Genomic DNA, 15,436 nt, shown 5'->3' with positions numbered 1-15,436 from the left:
TTTGCAGCTAACCGGCGCTTATATTCGGCTTCCATCGCGCGCCTCTCCGGTCCCGGACCAGAATCAGCAAGACATCGGGCCGATACCGAATTGGACCGCGAGTTCCCGTTGGCGATGTCGCCAGACAGTTTATTCGCCATCGTACTGGTCGCCGTTTGCCCCATCGGCATTGGATCGACGGGCGCATATTGAGCCTGTGCCGACTGATTGAAAAGAAGCAGAGCGGCGCTCACCGCGCTGCTTGTGGCAAGACACCTCATATGGTTCTCCCGATAATCAAAATTCAATATGCAGAAAATGTGCGACGTCGCCCAACAGCGAGCGATGGTTAGCCTCATAATATCGACCGACCACGTCCACTGCAGGGCAGTCAGCACCGAAAATCAGGTGTTTTCCGACGCCCTCAGGCCTCAGACCCCATGACTGCCAGAGCCTCGGAGGCTCGAATCTGAGATGCTGATGATGGATTTGTCAGCAGCGGAGACGAGTCATGACGGAGACGGTGAAATACGTTGGTCTGGACGTTCATAAGGAAACCATTGCGGTCGCGGTTGCCGATGGGGAACGCGGAGGCGAGGTGCGTTTCGTCGGCACGGTCGCCAACGAGGACGATGCGATCAGGAAGCTGGTCAAGCGGCTGACTGGACCGGGCGTGACGTTGAACGTCTGCTACGAAGCTGGTCCCTGCGGGTATGGCTTGCATCGGCTGCTGACGAAGCTGGGACAGAATTGCATCGTCATCGCCCCCTCGATGATGCCGCGGCGCCCGGGTGACCATGTAAAGACGGACCGGCGTGACGCGATGACCCTGGCGCGGCTGCTACGCGCTGGCGAACTCACCGCAATCTGGATACCGGACGAAGCGCACGAGGCGGTACGCGATCTCATCCGCGCGCGACGCAGCGCGCAAGATGATGCCATCGGAGCCAAGCAGACAGTGCGCAGCTTCCTGTTGCGTCATGATCGTCGTTTCGGCGGCAAGGCGGCCTGGACGAAAATGTACTGGCGGTGGTTGTCCGAGCAGCGGTTCGATTTTCCCCACCAACAGCTGGCATTCGAGGAAATGCAGAAGCGGGTGCTGGAGGCGCAGGCACGGGTTGGGCGCTTAGAAGCGGCGCTGACTGAAGCGGTGGACGCATGGTGTTTTGCGCCGCTGGTCCGCAATCTACAGGTCCTGCGCGGTATCAGGCTGGTCAGCGCTGCGACGCTGGTCGCTGAAGTAGGCGATCTCACCCGCTTCGACAATCCCAAGCAACTGATGGCGTATGTCGGCTTGGTGCCGTCCGAGCACTCCAGCGGCGCTCGGACCAAACGGGGCCGGATCACCCGCGCGGGCAACGCGCAGGCACGAACCATGCTGATTGAGGCGGGCTGGTCGTATCGACTGCCCGCTCGCGAGGAACGACGCTACCGTGAGCGGGTCATCGACTTGTCCGAGGACATCCAGGCGATCGGGTGGAAAGCGCAGGTTCGCCTGTGCCAGCGCTACCGTCGCCTGGCGGCCACGGGCAAGCCTCAGCCCAAGGTGACCACCGCGATCGCGCGTGAACTGGTCGGCTATGCCTGGGACATCGCCCGTCGGGTGTCGCCGGCGATAGCCGGCTGATCCACCCACGACATTAACGAGAGGAGGCGCCAGCGCGCCAACTGCATAGCCTTGGCCGGCGTGCCGCGGGCACCCGACTGTGATGGGCAATCCACGGTGTACGGTGGGGCAGGTTCGTCCGACGCCCGAACTTAGACGGAGGATAGGCCCAGCGACGGATACGGGTAGTGCGGTAATCAACCCGCGGATGAGAGCATGATCAATCGTCGTCGATCAGGCGCCCGCGGCACACCCGCCAAGGTCAATGCGACCGCTGGTCTCGAGGCCAGCGAAGGAGTAAACTCGGCCAGCGTCTCGGATGGCAGTCATGAGAGCGTATATCTGTGCCCGTTTTATGTGACGCCCCCGTGTTGCGCAAACTGGTCAAGGCTTCGGCCTTGCGTTGAAGCTCTTCAGCCCGAGCCAATGCGAGGGTCTTCACCTCCGAACTTGCCCGTCCAATATCTGCCCAAAGGCCCAACAGCGTGCGGATCTCCTCGATCGGGAAACCGAGATCGCGGGCATTTGCGATGAACCGCAGGCGATGGAGATCGCGCGCGCCATAGTCGCGATAGCCCGCACCCCGGCGTGGCGGCGCCGGGATGAGGCCGATCTTCTCATAATGGCGGATCATCCGCTCCGAGACCCCGCTTTGCTTCGACGCCTCCCCGATGTTCACAGCGCTTTCCGGTTGAGGCGCAGCGCGTTGGTGACCACGCTGACCGAGGAGAGCGCCATGGCGGCGGCCGCGATGATCGGCGAGAGCAGGATGCCGAACAGCGGATAGAGCGCGCCCGCCGCCACCGGCACCCCGGCGACATTGTAGATGAAGGCGAAGACCAGGTTCTGGCGGATGTTGGACATGGTCGCCTGGCTCAGCCGCCGTGCCCGCACAATGCCCATGAGATCGCCCTTGAGCAGCGTCACGCCCGCGCTCTCGATCGCGACGTCGGTGCCCGATCCCATTGCGATGCCGACATCGGCGGCAGCCAGTGCGGGGGCGTCGTTGACCCCGTCGCCGGCCATCGCCACCACGCGTCCCTCGCTCTTCAACCGCGCGACGACGGCACTCTTCTGGTCGGGCAGTACCTCGGCTTCGACATCGTCAATGCCGAGCCGCCTTGCCACCGCCTCTGCTGTGGTGCGGTTGTCGCCGGTCAACATCACCACGCGAATGCCTTCGGCCTTGAGTGCGGCCAGGGCCTCCGGCGTCGTCTGCTTCACGGGATCGGCGATTGCAAAGGCGCCGCCGACGGTGCCGTCGACGCCGATGAAGATCGCGGTGGCGCCATCCCGGCGCAGGGCGTCGGCCTGCTCCGCCAGCGCGTCGGTTGCTATGCCCTCTTCCGAGAGGAACCGCGCATTACCGAGCACGATCCGGCGGCCGTCGACGGTGCCGAGCGCGCCGCGTCCGGTGGGGGAATCGAAGTCGGTGACGTCGCTCGTGGGGATGCCGCGATCCTTGGCGGCCTCGACGATCGCCAGCGCGAGCGGATGCTCGGAGGCCCGCTCGACCGAGGCGGCAAGCCGCAGCAGTTCGGCTTCGTCGAAGCCGGGCGCCGGCACGATCTGGGTGACGGCAGGCCGGCCTTCGGTCAGCGTGCCGGTCTTGTCGACGACGAGCGTGTCGACTTTTTCCATATGCTCGAGCGCTTCGGCATTCTTGATGAGGACGCCGAGCCCGGCGCCGCGGCCAACCCCGACCATGATCGACATCGGCGTGGCGAGACCCAGTGCGCAGGGACAGGCGATGATCAGCACGGCGACCGCCGCAACCAGCCCGTAGGCGAAGCGCGGCTCGGGGCCCCAGATGCCCCAGGCGATGAACGCGACCACCGCGACCGCGATGACCACGGGCACGAACCAGCCCGACACCTGATCGGCCATGCGCTGGATCGGCGCGCGCGAGCGCTGCGCCTCGGCGACCATCTGGACGATGCGCGCCAGCATGGTGTCCCGGCCAACCTTGTCGGCGACGATAACGAGCGCGCCGGTCTGGTTGAGCGTGCCGCCGATCACCGTGTCGGCCTTGGCCTTGGTGACGGGCATGGACTCACCGGTGACCATCGACTCGTCGAGCGAGGAACGGCCGTCCTCGACCACGCCATCGACCGGCACCTTCTCGCCGGGACGCACACGCAGGCGGTCGCCGACCGCAACGAGATCGAGGCTGATTTCCTCTTCACTGCCATCGGAACCGATCCGGCGCGCGGTCTTTGGAGCAAGGTTAAGCAGCGCCTTGATCGCGCCCGAGGTCCGCTCGCGCGCGCGCAGTTCGAGCATCTGGCCGAGCAGCACGAGGACAGTGATCACCGCGGCCGCCTCGAAATAGACGGCAACCATGCCGTCCTCTCCGCGGAAGGCGGGCGGGAACAGCTGGGGCGCGAGCGTCGCGACGACGCTGTAGATCCAGGCGACCCCGGTCCCCATCGCGATCAGGGTGAACATGTTGAGGTTGCGGGTCTTGAGCGAGGCCCAGCCACGCTCGAAGAAGGGCCAGCCCGCCCAGAGCACGACGGGTGTCGCCAGCACGAACTGGATCCATACCGAGATCGACATCGGCACGAGGCGATGGATCGCGGGAAAGAGATGCGCGCCCATCTCGAGGATCAGCACCGGGAGGGCCAGCATCAGGCCGACCCGGAAGCGCCGTGTGAAATCGACCAGCTCATGGCTGGGGCCGCTGTCGGCAGTCACGGTCGCGGGCTCGAGCGCCATGCCGCAGATCGGACAGGATCCGGGATGGTCCTGCCGGATCTCTGGATGCATCGGGCAGGTCCAGATCGTGCCTTCGGGCGCCGCGACCGGCGGCGCTGGCGGGCCGAGATAGCGCTCGGGATCGGCGATGAATTTGGTCCGGCAGCCCGCGCTACAGAAATGATAGCGTTCACCGCCATGCTCGGCTTGATGCGCCGTGGTCGCCGGGTCGACGGTCATGCCGCAGACCGGGTCCTTGACGCCGGTCGCCGCTTTCGCGGCGCTGTGGCCGCCGCAGCAACCGCCGCCATGCGCCGCTCCATGTGTCTCGTTCATCGCCTTGCTCCTTTCGACGCCTGACGATCTAGGGTCTGACACCGTGTCAGGGTCAATACGTAATCGCCTAAGCGGACAAATCGGCGGGCCCGTTCGCCTGGCCGCCATCAGCCAAGGTCATTGGCAACCGTAAGGCCGTGGTCCTGCGCCGGTCGATGCGCCGTAAACAAGTCGATCGCGCCGGTGATGGTCAAAAGCCGAAACGTCTCGGCCACATGCCTGAAGCCGGCCGCCGCGATCAGGCCGGGGAGCACGCCGTCGGCATTGGGCCGGGTATCATCGATGCCATCGAGCCGCTGCACGGTCAGGCGGAAGGCAAGCCGCATGAAACCCTGCTGGCGGCCATAATCGGCGATCACCAGGCGCCCACCCGGGCGCAGCATGGCGAACATGGCGCGCAGGGTTGCCGCCTTCTCCCTGACCGGCATCTGATGCAGCACGAGACTCGACACGACAGCGTCGGCGGTACCCGGGGCCACGTCCCTGGCAAATCCCTGACACCAGTCGATATCGGCCCGCCGCACAGCGGCCTTGTGCCGCGCGATGTCGAGCGCCTCGGCATCGGGATCGAGACCGATCACCTGCGTCCTGGGCTCGGCTTGCTTGAGCATCAGCGCGAAGCTGCCGGTGCCACAGCCGACGTCGACGACCGTCTCACCGGCTTTGGGCGCCAGGGCGGCGAGCATGGCGGCACGCCACCGCTTCTCCCGCGTCCACAGGCGGATCGCGCGATCATAGTCTTTCGTCGATCCGGTCCCGAGGGGCGGGGTGTAGGATTGCATTGGCTTCTCCCAACGCGAGGCGTCCGAAACGATAAGCTACATCGACATGGGCGGCGATAGTGTCCCCAGCCAGGCGACGAGCCCGAGAATGACGATCGCAAGACCGCCTTCGACGACGAGGCTCGCGCGCAGCAGCGCCTGCGCCCGTGGCGCGTCCTCTTCCTCGATCGCCTGCGCAAGTGCCGGGGTCAGGCGATAACGGTTGAGCGCGGCCAGGCCCAGCATGCCGGCGAACAGCAGCAGCTTGGCGATGAGCAGCAGGCCGTAGGTCGACTGCCCGAGCGAGGCGATGTTGCCCGGACCGACGAGGAACCAGCCGTTCACCGTCCCGGTCAGGATCAGCAGGGCGACGATGATCGTGCCGACGAGGGAGAAGCCCCGCAACGCTTCCTCGGCGAGCGTGACCCGGTCCATGTCTTGAGCGGCGAGATCGTCGGTTGCGAGCCTGGGAAGTACCAGCGCGAGGAATGCGGCAAGCGCGCCGACCCAGGCGCCGGCGGCGAGCAGATGGATGAGATCGGCCCCCAGTTGCAGCCAGCCCGCCTCGCCTTCGCCAGCCGCGCCATGCCCACTCCAGGCGAGGGTCGCGAGTGCGACCGCGCCTGCCAGAGTGGAGGCGATGAAGGCAGGACGGGATTGCCGGCGATAGAAGGGGATGGAGAGCAGAAGAACGAGGAGCGCGACGAGGCGCGCCTTCAGCGCCGTTCCCATGGACGTGCCGTTGAACAGCTCTGCGACCATGGAAAGATCAGGCTGGGTGAGCGGCAGCCCGGTCATGGCCGCTGCCTGCAACGCGAACCCCAGCGCCGACAGCAGGAGGGCGAGACAGGCGAGACCGGCCACCATTGCTACCATCGGCAGATGCCGCTGTACCATCCGGCCGCCGCCGGGCGCATAGAGCGCGAACAGCGGCAGGCCGAACAACAGGCCGAGATCGACGTAGAGCGCCCAGCGGACGGCGACGAGTGCCACGTCGTTCATGGCGTCACTTGACGGTAAAGGCGAGATTGCCCTGGATGCGGTGCGTGTCGGTCGAGACGACGTGCCAGGCGACCTGATAGCTGCCCGCCATGAGCGGCTTGGCGAGCGTCAGCACGAGCGTCTTGTCGCCTTCGACGGACGTCTTGAAGCCGGTTACCGCCATGCGGTGGTTGGGCATGCCGGGCATGCCGGTCATCACGATCTCGGCGCCCGACAGCTTCGGCATCAGACCTTCACTGAAGGTGAGCGTTATACGCGACGGCGCCGGGACGCTGGCGTTGGCGGCGGGCGTCGAGGACACGAGCTTGGGATGGGCGTAGGCCGGAGCCGAAACACTCAGGCCGACGGCGGCGATGGCTGCGAGCGGCGAAAAGAAGCGCATTTGGACATTCTCCTGTCAGTGACATGAGAGAATACGCAGCCGCGACCTGCACCCCTCGCAATTTTCTTTTTGTTCCCGGACAAGGGTTGCCGGACCATCCTGCGTATTGAGAAGTGAAGACGGAGAAACATCATGGACCACCTCGACGACATGCTCAGCCGGTTGCGGGAAGCGCCGCTCGATCCCCGGCTTGCCGGGCTGGACAGCCGCGTCATGGCCGAGATCGCCCGGCTCCAGGCCATGCGCCGCCTGAGCGCCACGACATTCGGTATCGCCGCGGCAGCAGCCTTGTTCCTGGGAATTGCCGGCTCGGCCGTGCCTGTGCGGTCGACCGAAGCCGGGCCGATATCGCCCTTTGACGCGCGGCCCGCGCTCGCTCCTTCGACGCTGCTGAGTTCACAATGATGCGCGACCGCCGGCTCCTGCTCCTCGTCCTGCTGACCTTTGCCGCGGCGATCGCCGGTGTGGTCATCGGCCGCGTCTATGTGGTTCCGGTGCGCCCGGTCGAAAATGAGTTGCACGACCTGCTCCATCGCGATCTGAAGCTGGACACCGCGCAACATAGCCGTCTCGAGACGATCGAGAAGAACTATGCGATCCGGCGTCAGGCACTGGAGGCCGAACTGCGCGCCGATAACGCGCGGCTCGCCGAGGCGATCGAGGCGGAGCATGGCTATGGTCCTCGGGTTGCAGGGGCGGTGGATCGCTCGCACCAGGCGATGGGCGCGCTGCAGAAGGAAACACTCGAGCATATCTTCGCGATGCGGGCCGTGCTGCGCCCGGATCAGACGGACAAGTTCGACGACGCCGTGGTGAAAGCGCTGACGGCCGAGAAAAAATGACGCTCCACCTCCCCGACTGCTCGGACGGGGAGCTTGCGGCTCTGGCGCTTGCAGGCCGGCAAGCGGCCTATGGCGAGCTGGTCCGCCGGCATCAGGGCTGGGTACACCGTCTCGTGCGCAGCCATGTCGGTAGCCCCGACGAGGCGCTCGACGTCACTCAGGCGAGCTTCGTGGCCGCCTTTTCCGCGCTCAGCCGCTATGATGGGACGCGGCCCTTCCCGGTCTGGATGTCGCGGATCGTCATCAACAAATGCCACGACTGGCGCCGTCGCCGTGCGGTCCGCAATTTCTTTTCCTTCGCCCTTCCTCTGGGCGAAGCCGAACATATCGTCGACGACGCCCCCTCGGCCGACCGCGCCCTGGATGCCGAACAGCAACTCGCCGAGGCGATGACGGCGATCGCCGCCCTGCCCGCCTCGCTCAAGGACACGCTCATCCTGCGGACGATCGACGAGAAATCGGAAGCCGAAACCGCCGAGATCCTCGGCATCTCCCAGAAGGCCGTCGAGACCCGCCTCTACCGCGCCCGGGCGCGCCTCGCGGAAAGTTTGAAGAAAGTTTGAGGGGCAGGCGGGTGGGCTGCGTATTTCCAATAGGTCCGCCCTCTTTCCGCAAGCTGAGACAAACCGAATGATTTCTGCCCTCGACCGCCGCCAGTTCCTTCGCGGCGCGGCCCTCGCCGGTGGTGGCGCCGCATTATCAGCCTGGCTGCCTGCCTGGGCGCAGACCATCTCGCCGGGGATGCGACCGACGCTACCGACCGTGTCGGGCGAAGACATCACGCTGACCATCGCCCGGCAGTCGATGACCATCGACGGGCGCAAGTTCCGCGCAATCGGTCTCAACGGCACGGTCCCCGCCCCGCTGATCCGGCTGCGCGAAGGCCAGCGCGTGCGGCTCAACGTCGTCAATCAACTCGAGGAGGACAGCTCGATCCACTGGCACGGGCTGATCCTGCCGGCCAATATGGACGGCGTGCCGGGCGTGTCTTTTCCGGGCATCAAGCCGGGATCGAACTACCTCTACCAGTTCCCCGTCGTGCAAAGCGGCACCTACTGGTATCACAGCCATTCAGGCCTGCAGGAACAGGAAGGCCATTACGGCCCGATCATCATCGATCCCGCCGGTGCCGATCCGGTCGCCTATGACCGCGAGCATGTCATCGTGCTCGCCGATCACAGCGCGCTCTCGCCGCAGGCGATCTTCCGGCGCCTCAAGGTCAACCCCGGCCATTTCAATTTCCAGCGCCAGACCCTGGCCGGGCTCCTGTCGGGCAAGGATCAGCCGCTCAAGGACCGGCTCGACTGGGGCCAGATGCGGATGGACCCGGCCGACATCTCCGATGTGACCGGATCCACCTACACCTATCTCGTCAACGGCCATGGTCCGATGGACAACTGGACCGCGCTCTTCACCCCGGGCGAACGGGTGCGGCTGCGGGTCATCAATGCGTCGGCGATGACCACCTTCAACGTCCGCATCCCCGGCCTGCCGCTGACCATCGTCCAGGCCGACGGGCAGAATGTGGTGCCGGTCACCGTCGACGAGTTCCAGATTGGTGTTGCCGAGACCTACGACGTCGTTGTCAGCCCAGGCGATGACAAGGCCTACACCCTTGTCGGCGAGGCGATCGACCGCTCGGGCATGGCGCGTGCCACGCTCGCGCCGCGCGCCGGCATGGCCGGCGAGGTTCCCCCCTTACGCAAACGGCCGCTCGCCGACATGAAGGACATGGGCATGGACATGTCCTCGATGCCGGGCATGGAAGGCATGGACATGTCGGGCGGCGCTATGCGGGGCGTCGATCCGACGGCCGAGAAGAACGCGTCCGCGCGCCTCGCGACCGGCGCGGCGGCAGCGATGGCGACCATGGACAATAGCGCCATGGCAGGCATGGATCATTCGGGGATGGATCATTCCGCGATGAGCGGGATGGACCACGGCGCGATGGGCGCCGATGGCCAGATGGCGGGCATGGACCATGGCGGGCACGCGATGGGGTCGATGAAGATGCGCGACTTCTCGAACGCGCCGCAGGTGAAGCGCGACCCGAGCGTCCAGACCATCTCGCCGATGCCCGTCGACCGCACCGGCGAGCCCGGCCAGGGCCTCGCCGACGTCGGCCACAAGGTGCTTGTCTACAGGGACCTGATGGCGCTCGATCGCAATCCGGACGTGCGCGCGCCGAGCCGCAGCATCGACATTCAACTCACCGGCAACATGGAGCGGTTCATGTGGTCGTTCGACGGCGAAAAAATGTCGGACCATCACGAGCCGATCTCCTTCATCGAAGGCGAGCGGGTGCGCGTCAATCTCATCAACGACACGATGATGGGGCATCCGATCCATATTCACGGGCATTTTTTCGAGCTGGTGACGGGGCATGGCGATCATGCGCCACGCAAGCATACGGTAATCGTCCAGCCCGGCGGCAAGGTGACCTGGGACTTCACCGCCGACGCGGTCGGCGACTGGGCCTTCCACTGTCATCTCCTCTACCACATGCATGCCGGGATGATGCGGGTCGTGAGCGTCCGTCCGAAGGGAGACGCGTAATGACCCGCATCCTCACGCCGCTGGTGAGCGCGATCGCCCTTTTCGCTGCCGCGCCCGCCTTTGCCCAGGATCATTCAATGCACGGCATGCCCGGCATGGCGCCGCCGGGCGAGGTGCCGCCGGCGCAGGAGAAGAAGAAGGACAAGGCCGCCGCCAGGCCGCGCGCTCAGACACCAGCGCCAGACGCCACCTCGGCGATGGACCATTCGCAGCACCAGGCCAGTCCTGCGCCGCAGGGAGATGCGGCCGGTCAGCCGCAACCCGCGTCTCCCGCGATGCCGGACATGCCGGGCATGGACCACTCCCAGCATCAGGACGGCGCGATGCCGGACATGCCCGGGATGGACCATTCGCAGCATGGCCAGACCGCCATGCCCGGCATGCAAATGACCGGCACGGCGCTTCCGGCCGGCAATGCGCCCCCGCCGCCTCCCCCCAGCGACCACTTCGCCGATCGTGATTTTCCCGGCGCCGAGATGGCGCGCTCACGCGACATCATGATGAAGGACAGCGGCGGCAACAATTTCGGGCAGGTGCTGCTCAACCTGTTCGAGTATCAAGCGCATAGCGGTCGCGATGGCTATCGCTGGGATGGCGAAGGCTTTTACGGCGGCGATATCAACCGGCTCTGGCTCAAGAGCGAGGGCGAAGGCGAGTTCGGCCGCGGCATCGACAGCGCCGAGGTGCAGGTGCTCTACAGCCGGGCCATCGACCCCTATTTCAATCTTCAGGGCGGTATCCGCCAGGACTTCGGCCGCGGGCCCGACCGCACCTACGCGACGATCGGCGTCGAGGGCCTGGCTCCTGGCATGTTCGAGGTCGAAGGCGCGCTGTTCCTCTCGACCAAGGGCGACCTTCTGGGCCGGGTCGAGGGCTATTACGACCAGCGCATCACCCAGCGCCTGATCTTGCAGCCGCGCGCCGAGGTCAATTTCGCCGCGCAGGATATTCCGGAGAACGACATCGGTTCGGGGCTGGTCAACATAGAGCTCGGCGCGCGCCTGCGCTACGAATTCAGCCGCCAGTTCGCACCTTACATCGGCGTTTCCTATCTGCGCAAAGCCGGAGACACGGCGCGGCTGTCGAGGCTTGCGGGCGAGGACGTCCATGCCACCAGCTTCGTCGCCGGCATCCGCTTCTGGTTCTAGGATCGGGACAGCTGATGGCGGGGGCGAACAGGAGAGCGGGGCGTTACACTCATACCCAGGTCGGCCGGCGCCGAGCGAAGGAGATACGCCATGGACCATTCGTCCCACATGAACACCCGGAAGATGGGTGCCTATTGGAGCCTTGCCGTTCAGACCGTCATCAGCGGCGTCATCATGTATCTGGTGATGTTCGTCATGATCGACGGGCTCGACAGCTTCTACAACAACCTCAACATGCTCTACATGACGCTGATGATGGTCGCACCGATGGTGGTGCTGATGATCCTCGCCATGCGACACATGTTCGCGTCGAAAGCTGCCAACATCGCGCTGATCGCCGCGTCGCTGGTCGCCTTCTTCGGCAGCTTTGCACTCATCCGCACCCAGACCACGATCGGCGACACGGCCTTTCTGCGCTCGATGATCCCGCATCATTCCGGGGCGATCCTGATGTGCCAGGAAGCAAAGCTCAGCGATCCGGAAGTCATCCGGCTTTGCGAAGCGATCAAGCGCTCGCAGCGGCAGGAAATCGACGAGATGAAGGCCATACTCGCGCGGCGCTGAGTGGCACGGTCGGGCTACGCCCGGATACGTGCGCCCGGCCAGGCATGTGAGCCGGGACGATGGTCGACACGAGGCGCGGGCCGGACGAGATTGCCAGGGAGGTGGTGCGGCTTGCGCCGTTGTTCCTGCGACAGGCTGGCGGCCATGTCCTGACGCTGCTCGATCCTGCCGGGATCGTGCTGAGCTATAATGAAGAAGGCGAGCGTGCCGAATGCTGGCCCCTCGATCGCGTCCTGGGACAGCCCCATGACCTGTTCTACCCGCCCGACGAGATTGCGGCGGGTCGTCCACGCGCAGACCTGGCGGCCGCCCTTCACGAGGGCACGCTGGAGCGCGAAGCGTGGCGGGTCTGCGAGAACGGAGCGGAGTATCTCGCGCGCCTGACGATCAGCGCCCTGTTCGAAGGCGACACACATCGAGGCTTCGCCTGCATCAGCCGCGATGTCACCGACGAGGCGGCGGTCCGCGCATCGATCGAGACCCGCGAGCAGCATCTCCAATCGATTCTGGCGACGGTGCCGGATGCGATGATCATCATCGACGAGACCGGCGCCATCACGTCGTTCAGCGCAGCGGCACAACGCCTGTTCGGCTACAGCGAAGCCGAGCTCGTCGGCCGCAACGTCTCCTGCCTCATGCCCCAGCCCGATCGCGACCGGCATGACGAATATCTCGCGCATTATCTGCAGACCGGCGAGCGCCGGATCATTGGCCTCGGTCGCGTCGTGGTCGGCCAGCGCCGCGACGGCTCGACCTTCCCGATGCAGTTGTCGGTCGGCGAGGCCGGTGAAGAGGGCCAGCGGCTTTTCACAGGGTTCATCCAGGATCTCACCGCCAAGGAGCAGGATGAGCTCAGGCTCAAGGAACTGCAGGCGGAGCTGGTCCATGTCTCCCGGCTGAGCGCGATGGGCACGATGGCCTCGACCCTCGCCCACGAACTCAACCAGCCGCTTGCCGCAGTCGCGCTCTATCTCGAGACGATCCGCGACATGCTCGACGAGCGGGACGACGAACCCTTCGTGTCGCTACGGTCGGTGATGGATGATGCGGCACAGGAAACGCTGCGGGCCGGCCATATCGTCCGGCGCCTGCGCGATTTCGTCGCCCGCGGCGAGGTCGACAAGAGCCTCCACGAGCTGCCGCAGGTCATCGCCGAGGCGAGCCAGCTCGCGCTGGTCGGCGCACGCGAGCGCGGCATACGCAGCTTTTTCGCGGTCGATCCCGCCGCGACGCCGGTCCTCGTCGACAGGGTGCAGATCCAGCAGGTGCTGGTCAACCTGATGCGCAATGCCATCGAGGCGATGGCGGAGTGTCCGGTTCGCGACCTCAAGGTGGCGACCAGGTTGCGCCCTGACGGGCTGATCGAGGTGACCGTGGAGGATACCGGCCCCGGCATCGCCGACGAGGTCCGCGAGCAGCTCTTCACGGCGTTCAACTCGACAAAGGCCGACGGCATGGGCCTCGGCCTCTCGATCTGCCGGACCATCATCGAAGCGCATGGCGGCCGTATCTGGATGGAGCGCCCCGACCGCGGCGGCACGTGCTTTCACTTCACGCTGATCCACGCGCGGGCGAAGGAGGAACATGGGGGATAGACGCATCATTCATCTGGTCGACGACGAGGAGAGCATCCGCAAGGCGGCAAGCTTCGCGCTCAAAACCGCGGGCTATGATGTCATCGCCTACACCTCCGGAGTGGAATTTCTCAGGACAGCGAAGTCCGCTGAAGTAGGCTGCGTTATCTTGGATGTGCGGATGCCTGAAATGGACGGTCTCCAAGTCCAGACCACTATGGCTGCGCGTGGGATCAACATGCCGGTCATCGTCCTGACCGGCCACGGCGATGTGTCGGTAGCTGTGCAGGCTATGAAAGGCGGCGCGATTGACTTTCTCGAGAAGCCCTTCGAGAAAGCCGCCCTGCTCGGCGCCGTCAGCCGCGCGTTCGCGCGTCTCGACGATGTCGACCTTCGTACCCTGGAAACGTCCGAAGCAGGGGTGCGGGTCGCTGCACTGACGCCCCGGGAGCGGGAAGTGCTCGAAGGGCTGACTAACGGCCTGCCTAACAAGACAATCGCCTATGACCTGGGCTGTTCGTCGCGAACGGTCGAGGTCCATCGCGCGAGCCTGATGTCCAAGCTCGAGGTTCGCAATCTGTCCGAAGCCCTGCGGATCGCCTTTGCCGCTGGCATGGGCCGCAAGCCGAAATGACTGCGACCTCTACGTAGCGACGGGACGAGGCGCGATATGCGATCGATGGTGCAATCGTCACACGGGTGTCCGCTTCTCGCAATGCCATCGGTCCGTTCCACCCAGCATGATGGCAGATACACCATCCTCGTCTCCGACGACGATCCCGGCGTGCGGCGTGTCCTCCAGCTGCTGCTAAGATCGCGCGGCTATGCCGTGTGGGGATATACGACCGGCCACGCGCTGTTGGCCGACCCCCGCGCGAAGGAAGCAGACTGCGTCATCCTCGACTATCGCATGCCCGACATCGACGGATTCGCGATGCTGAGTCACCTTCGCGAGATCGGATGGTCGGGACGCGCCATCATGATCTCAGGCTTTCACGACACGCTGCTGGCCTCGCGGGCCGCCGAGGCAGGCTTCGATCACGTTCTCGCAAAGCCTTTGATCGGCAGGGCTTTGCTCGATGCGTTGGACCGGCACCGCGCCGAGACGCTTCGAAAGCATTGAATTGTGGCAACCTGCCCCCGGCGGCCTCAACCTCGCGCGATGTGGCAAGCGGTCAGCGACGTCAAAGCCAGTGGTTGCGTTTGAACCGGATGTAGAGTCCGATGCAGACTGCGGCGATGACGCCGAGGATGACGAAATATCCCCACTGCGTCTTCAGTTCGGGCATATTCTCGAAGTTCATGCCGTAGATTCCGGCAATCGCGGTAGGCACCGCGAGGATCGCGGCCCAGGCGGCAAGCTGACGCGTGATCGCACCCTGGCGCTGCTGTTCGAGCAGGTGACTCGCCTCGAACACCGAGATCAGGATGTCGCGGATGCCGGTGATGGCGCTCTCAACCCGGAGCATGTGATCGAGCAGATCACGGAAATAGGGTTTGGAGGCCTCATCAAGCCGCGGAAGCTGCAGGTTCACCAGCTTGCGACCGACCTCGAGCATGGGACCGAGCACGCGCTGGAAGCGGACCAGCACACGCCGCAGCGTGAAAATCCGGGTCACCTCCTCGCGGGTGAGGAAGGCCGCAAGCATCCGCTGCTCCATCTTGAGCACGTCCTCCTCGATCGCCTCGACGATCGGGAAATAGCCATCGACGATGAAGTCGAGAATGGCGTGGAGCACATAGTCCGGACCCTCGCGCAGCAGCTCCGGCGTGATTTCGAGATGCGCGCGAAGCTCGCTGTGCGAACGTGCCGAACCCTGCCGAACGGTGATGAGGAAATTCTCGCCCAGGAATATCGCGGTGGAGCCCATGTGTAAGACCGTTGCTCGAAGCCAATTCGGACGCTGCGGACAGCGGCCAGACGTTGGTGTGAAAATGCGTCTGGACAAGGATGCCGTGCCAGCAGAACACGACAAGCATCGCGAGCGA

General features: G+C 65.1%; 16 protein-coding genes. 10 read left to right on the top strand and 6 right to left on the bottom strand.

The genetic code is table 11. From position 1 onward, the window contains the following. Positions 1–490 precede the first annotated feature (490 nt). Positions 491–1,606 carry an IS110 family RNA-guided transposase gene (locus tag ACUCV3_RS14510; RefSeq protein WP_004206949.1) on the top strand — a complete coding sequence of 372 codons (1,116 nt, stop codon included), beginning with the start codon at positions 491–493 and terminating at the stop codon, positions 1,604–1,606. Between the two features lie 241 nt (positions 1,607–1,847). Here the strand turns inward: ACUCV3_RS14510 and ACUCV3_RS14505 are convergent, their stop codons facing one another. The 5 genes from ACUCV3_RS14505 to copC form a co-directional block, all read right to left on the bottom strand. After that, the gene (locus tag ACUCV3_RS14505; RefSeq protein WP_010336581.1) at positions 1,848–2,264 is read right to left on the bottom strand and encodes a MerR family transcriptional regulator; all 417 of its coding nucleotides are present in this window, start codon (positions 2,262–2,264) and stop codon (positions 1,848–1,850) included. Further along, positions 2,261–4,618: a heavy metal translocating P-type ATPase gene (locus ACUCV3_RS14500; RefSeq protein WP_004206948.1), complete on the bottom strand. Its 2,358-nt coding sequence runs from the start codon at positions 4,616–4,618 to the stop codon at positions 2,261–2,263. The genes ACUCV3_RS14505 and ACUCV3_RS14500 overlap by 4 nt, the downstream gene beginning before the upstream one ends. Positions 4,619–4,725: 107 nt before the next feature. Beyond that, complete coding sequence (locus ACUCV3_RS14495; protein ID WP_482240706.1) at positions 4,726–5,400, bottom strand: class I SAM-dependent methyltransferase; 675 nt, start codon at positions 5,398–5,400, stop codon at positions 4,726–4,728. Positions 5,401–5,436: 36 nt separating this feature from the next. Next, positions 5,437–6,381 (bottom strand): copper homeostasis membrane protein CopD, encoded by a 945-nt coding sequence (copD, locus tag ACUCV3_RS14490; protein ID WP_007406374.1) that lies wholly within the window; start codon positions 6,379–6,381, stop codon positions 5,437–5,439. A gap of 4 nt (positions 6,382–6,385) precedes the next feature. Then, positions 6,386–6,763 (bottom strand): copper homeostasis periplasmic binding protein CopC, encoded by a 378-nt coding sequence (copC, locus tag ACUCV3_RS14485; RefSeq protein WP_007406420.1) that lies wholly within the window; start codon positions 6,761–6,763, stop codon positions 6,386–6,388. A 132-nt stretch (positions 6,764–6,895) separates the two neighbouring features. Between copC and ACUCV3_RS14480 the strand changes: the two genes are divergently transcribed. The 9 genes from ACUCV3_RS14480 (at position 6,896) to ACUCV3_RS14440 (ending at position 14,570) form a co-directional block, all read left to right on the top strand. Then, on the top strand, positions 6,896–7,168 hold the full coding sequence (locus ACUCV3_RS14480; RefSeq protein WP_482240705.1) for a hypothetical protein: 273 nt from the start codon (positions 6,896–6,898) through the stop codon (positions 7,166–7,168). Continuing rightward, positions 7,168–7,605, top strand: a complete 438-nt coding sequence (locus ACUCV3_RS14475) for a periplasmic heavy metal sensor (protein WP_029547545.1) — start codon at positions 7,168–7,170, stop codon at positions 7,603–7,605. Before ACUCV3_RS14480 ends, ACUCV3_RS14475 begins: the two co-directional genes overlap by 1 nt. Then, positions 7,602–8,168, top strand: a complete 567-nt coding sequence (locus tag ACUCV3_RS14470) for an RNA polymerase sigma factor (protein WP_482240704.1) — start codon at positions 7,602–7,604, stop codon at positions 8,166–8,168. The genes ACUCV3_RS14475 and ACUCV3_RS14470 overlap by 4 nt, the downstream gene beginning before the upstream one ends. A gap of 67 nt (positions 8,169–8,235) precedes the next feature. Beyond that, on the top strand, positions 8,236–10,161 hold the full coding sequence (locus ACUCV3_RS14465; protein WP_482240703.1) for a copper resistance system multicopper oxidase: 1,926 nt from the start codon (positions 8,236–8,238) through the stop codon (positions 10,159–10,161). Continuing rightward, positions 10,161–11,309, top strand: a complete 1,149-nt coding sequence (locus tag ACUCV3_RS14460) for a copper resistance protein B (RefSeq protein ID WP_017501303.1) — start codon at positions 10,161–10,163, stop codon at positions 11,307–11,309. Before ACUCV3_RS14465 ends, ACUCV3_RS14460 begins: the two co-directional genes overlap by 1 nt. 90 nt (positions 11,310–11,399) lie before the next feature. Then, positions 11,400–11,873 (top strand): DUF305 domain-containing protein, encoded by a 474-nt coding sequence (locus tag ACUCV3_RS14455; protein WP_026109206.1) that lies wholly within the window; start codon positions 11,400–11,402, stop codon positions 11,871–11,873. A gap of 59 nt (positions 11,874–11,932) precedes the next feature. Beyond that, positions 11,933–13,468, top strand: a complete 1,536-nt coding sequence (locus tag ACUCV3_RS14450; RefSeq protein ID WP_482240702.1) for a PAS domain-containing sensor histidine kinase — start codon at positions 11,933–11,935, stop codon at positions 13,466–13,468. Next, positions 13,458–14,081 carry a response regulator transcription factor gene (locus tag ACUCV3_RS14445; protein WP_185706857.1) on the top strand — a complete coding sequence of 208 codons (624 nt, stop codon included), beginning with the start codon at positions 13,458–13,460 and terminating at the stop codon, positions 14,079–14,081. Before ACUCV3_RS14450 ends, ACUCV3_RS14445 begins: the two co-directional genes overlap by 11 nt. Positions 14,082–14,162: 81 nt before the next feature. Beyond that, positions 14,163–14,570: a response regulator gene (locus ACUCV3_RS14440; protein ID WP_482240701.1), complete on the top strand. Its 408-nt coding sequence runs from the start codon at positions 14,163–14,165 to the stop codon at positions 14,568–14,570. A gap of 61 nt (positions 14,571–14,631) precedes the next feature. On the opposite strand, the gene ACUCV3_RS14435 is transcribed toward ACUCV3_RS14440, so the two are convergent. After that, positions 14,632–15,318, bottom strand: a complete 687-nt coding sequence (locus ACUCV3_RS14435) for a magnesium and cobalt transport protein CorA (protein WP_482240700.1) — start codon at positions 15,316–15,318, stop codon at positions 14,632–14,634. Positions 15,319–15,436 lie beyond the last annotated feature (118 nt).

It is taken from the genome of Sphingobium sp. VMM (assembly GCF_056790315.1).
This window is presented reverse-complemented; position numbering and strand designations above follow the sequence as displayed.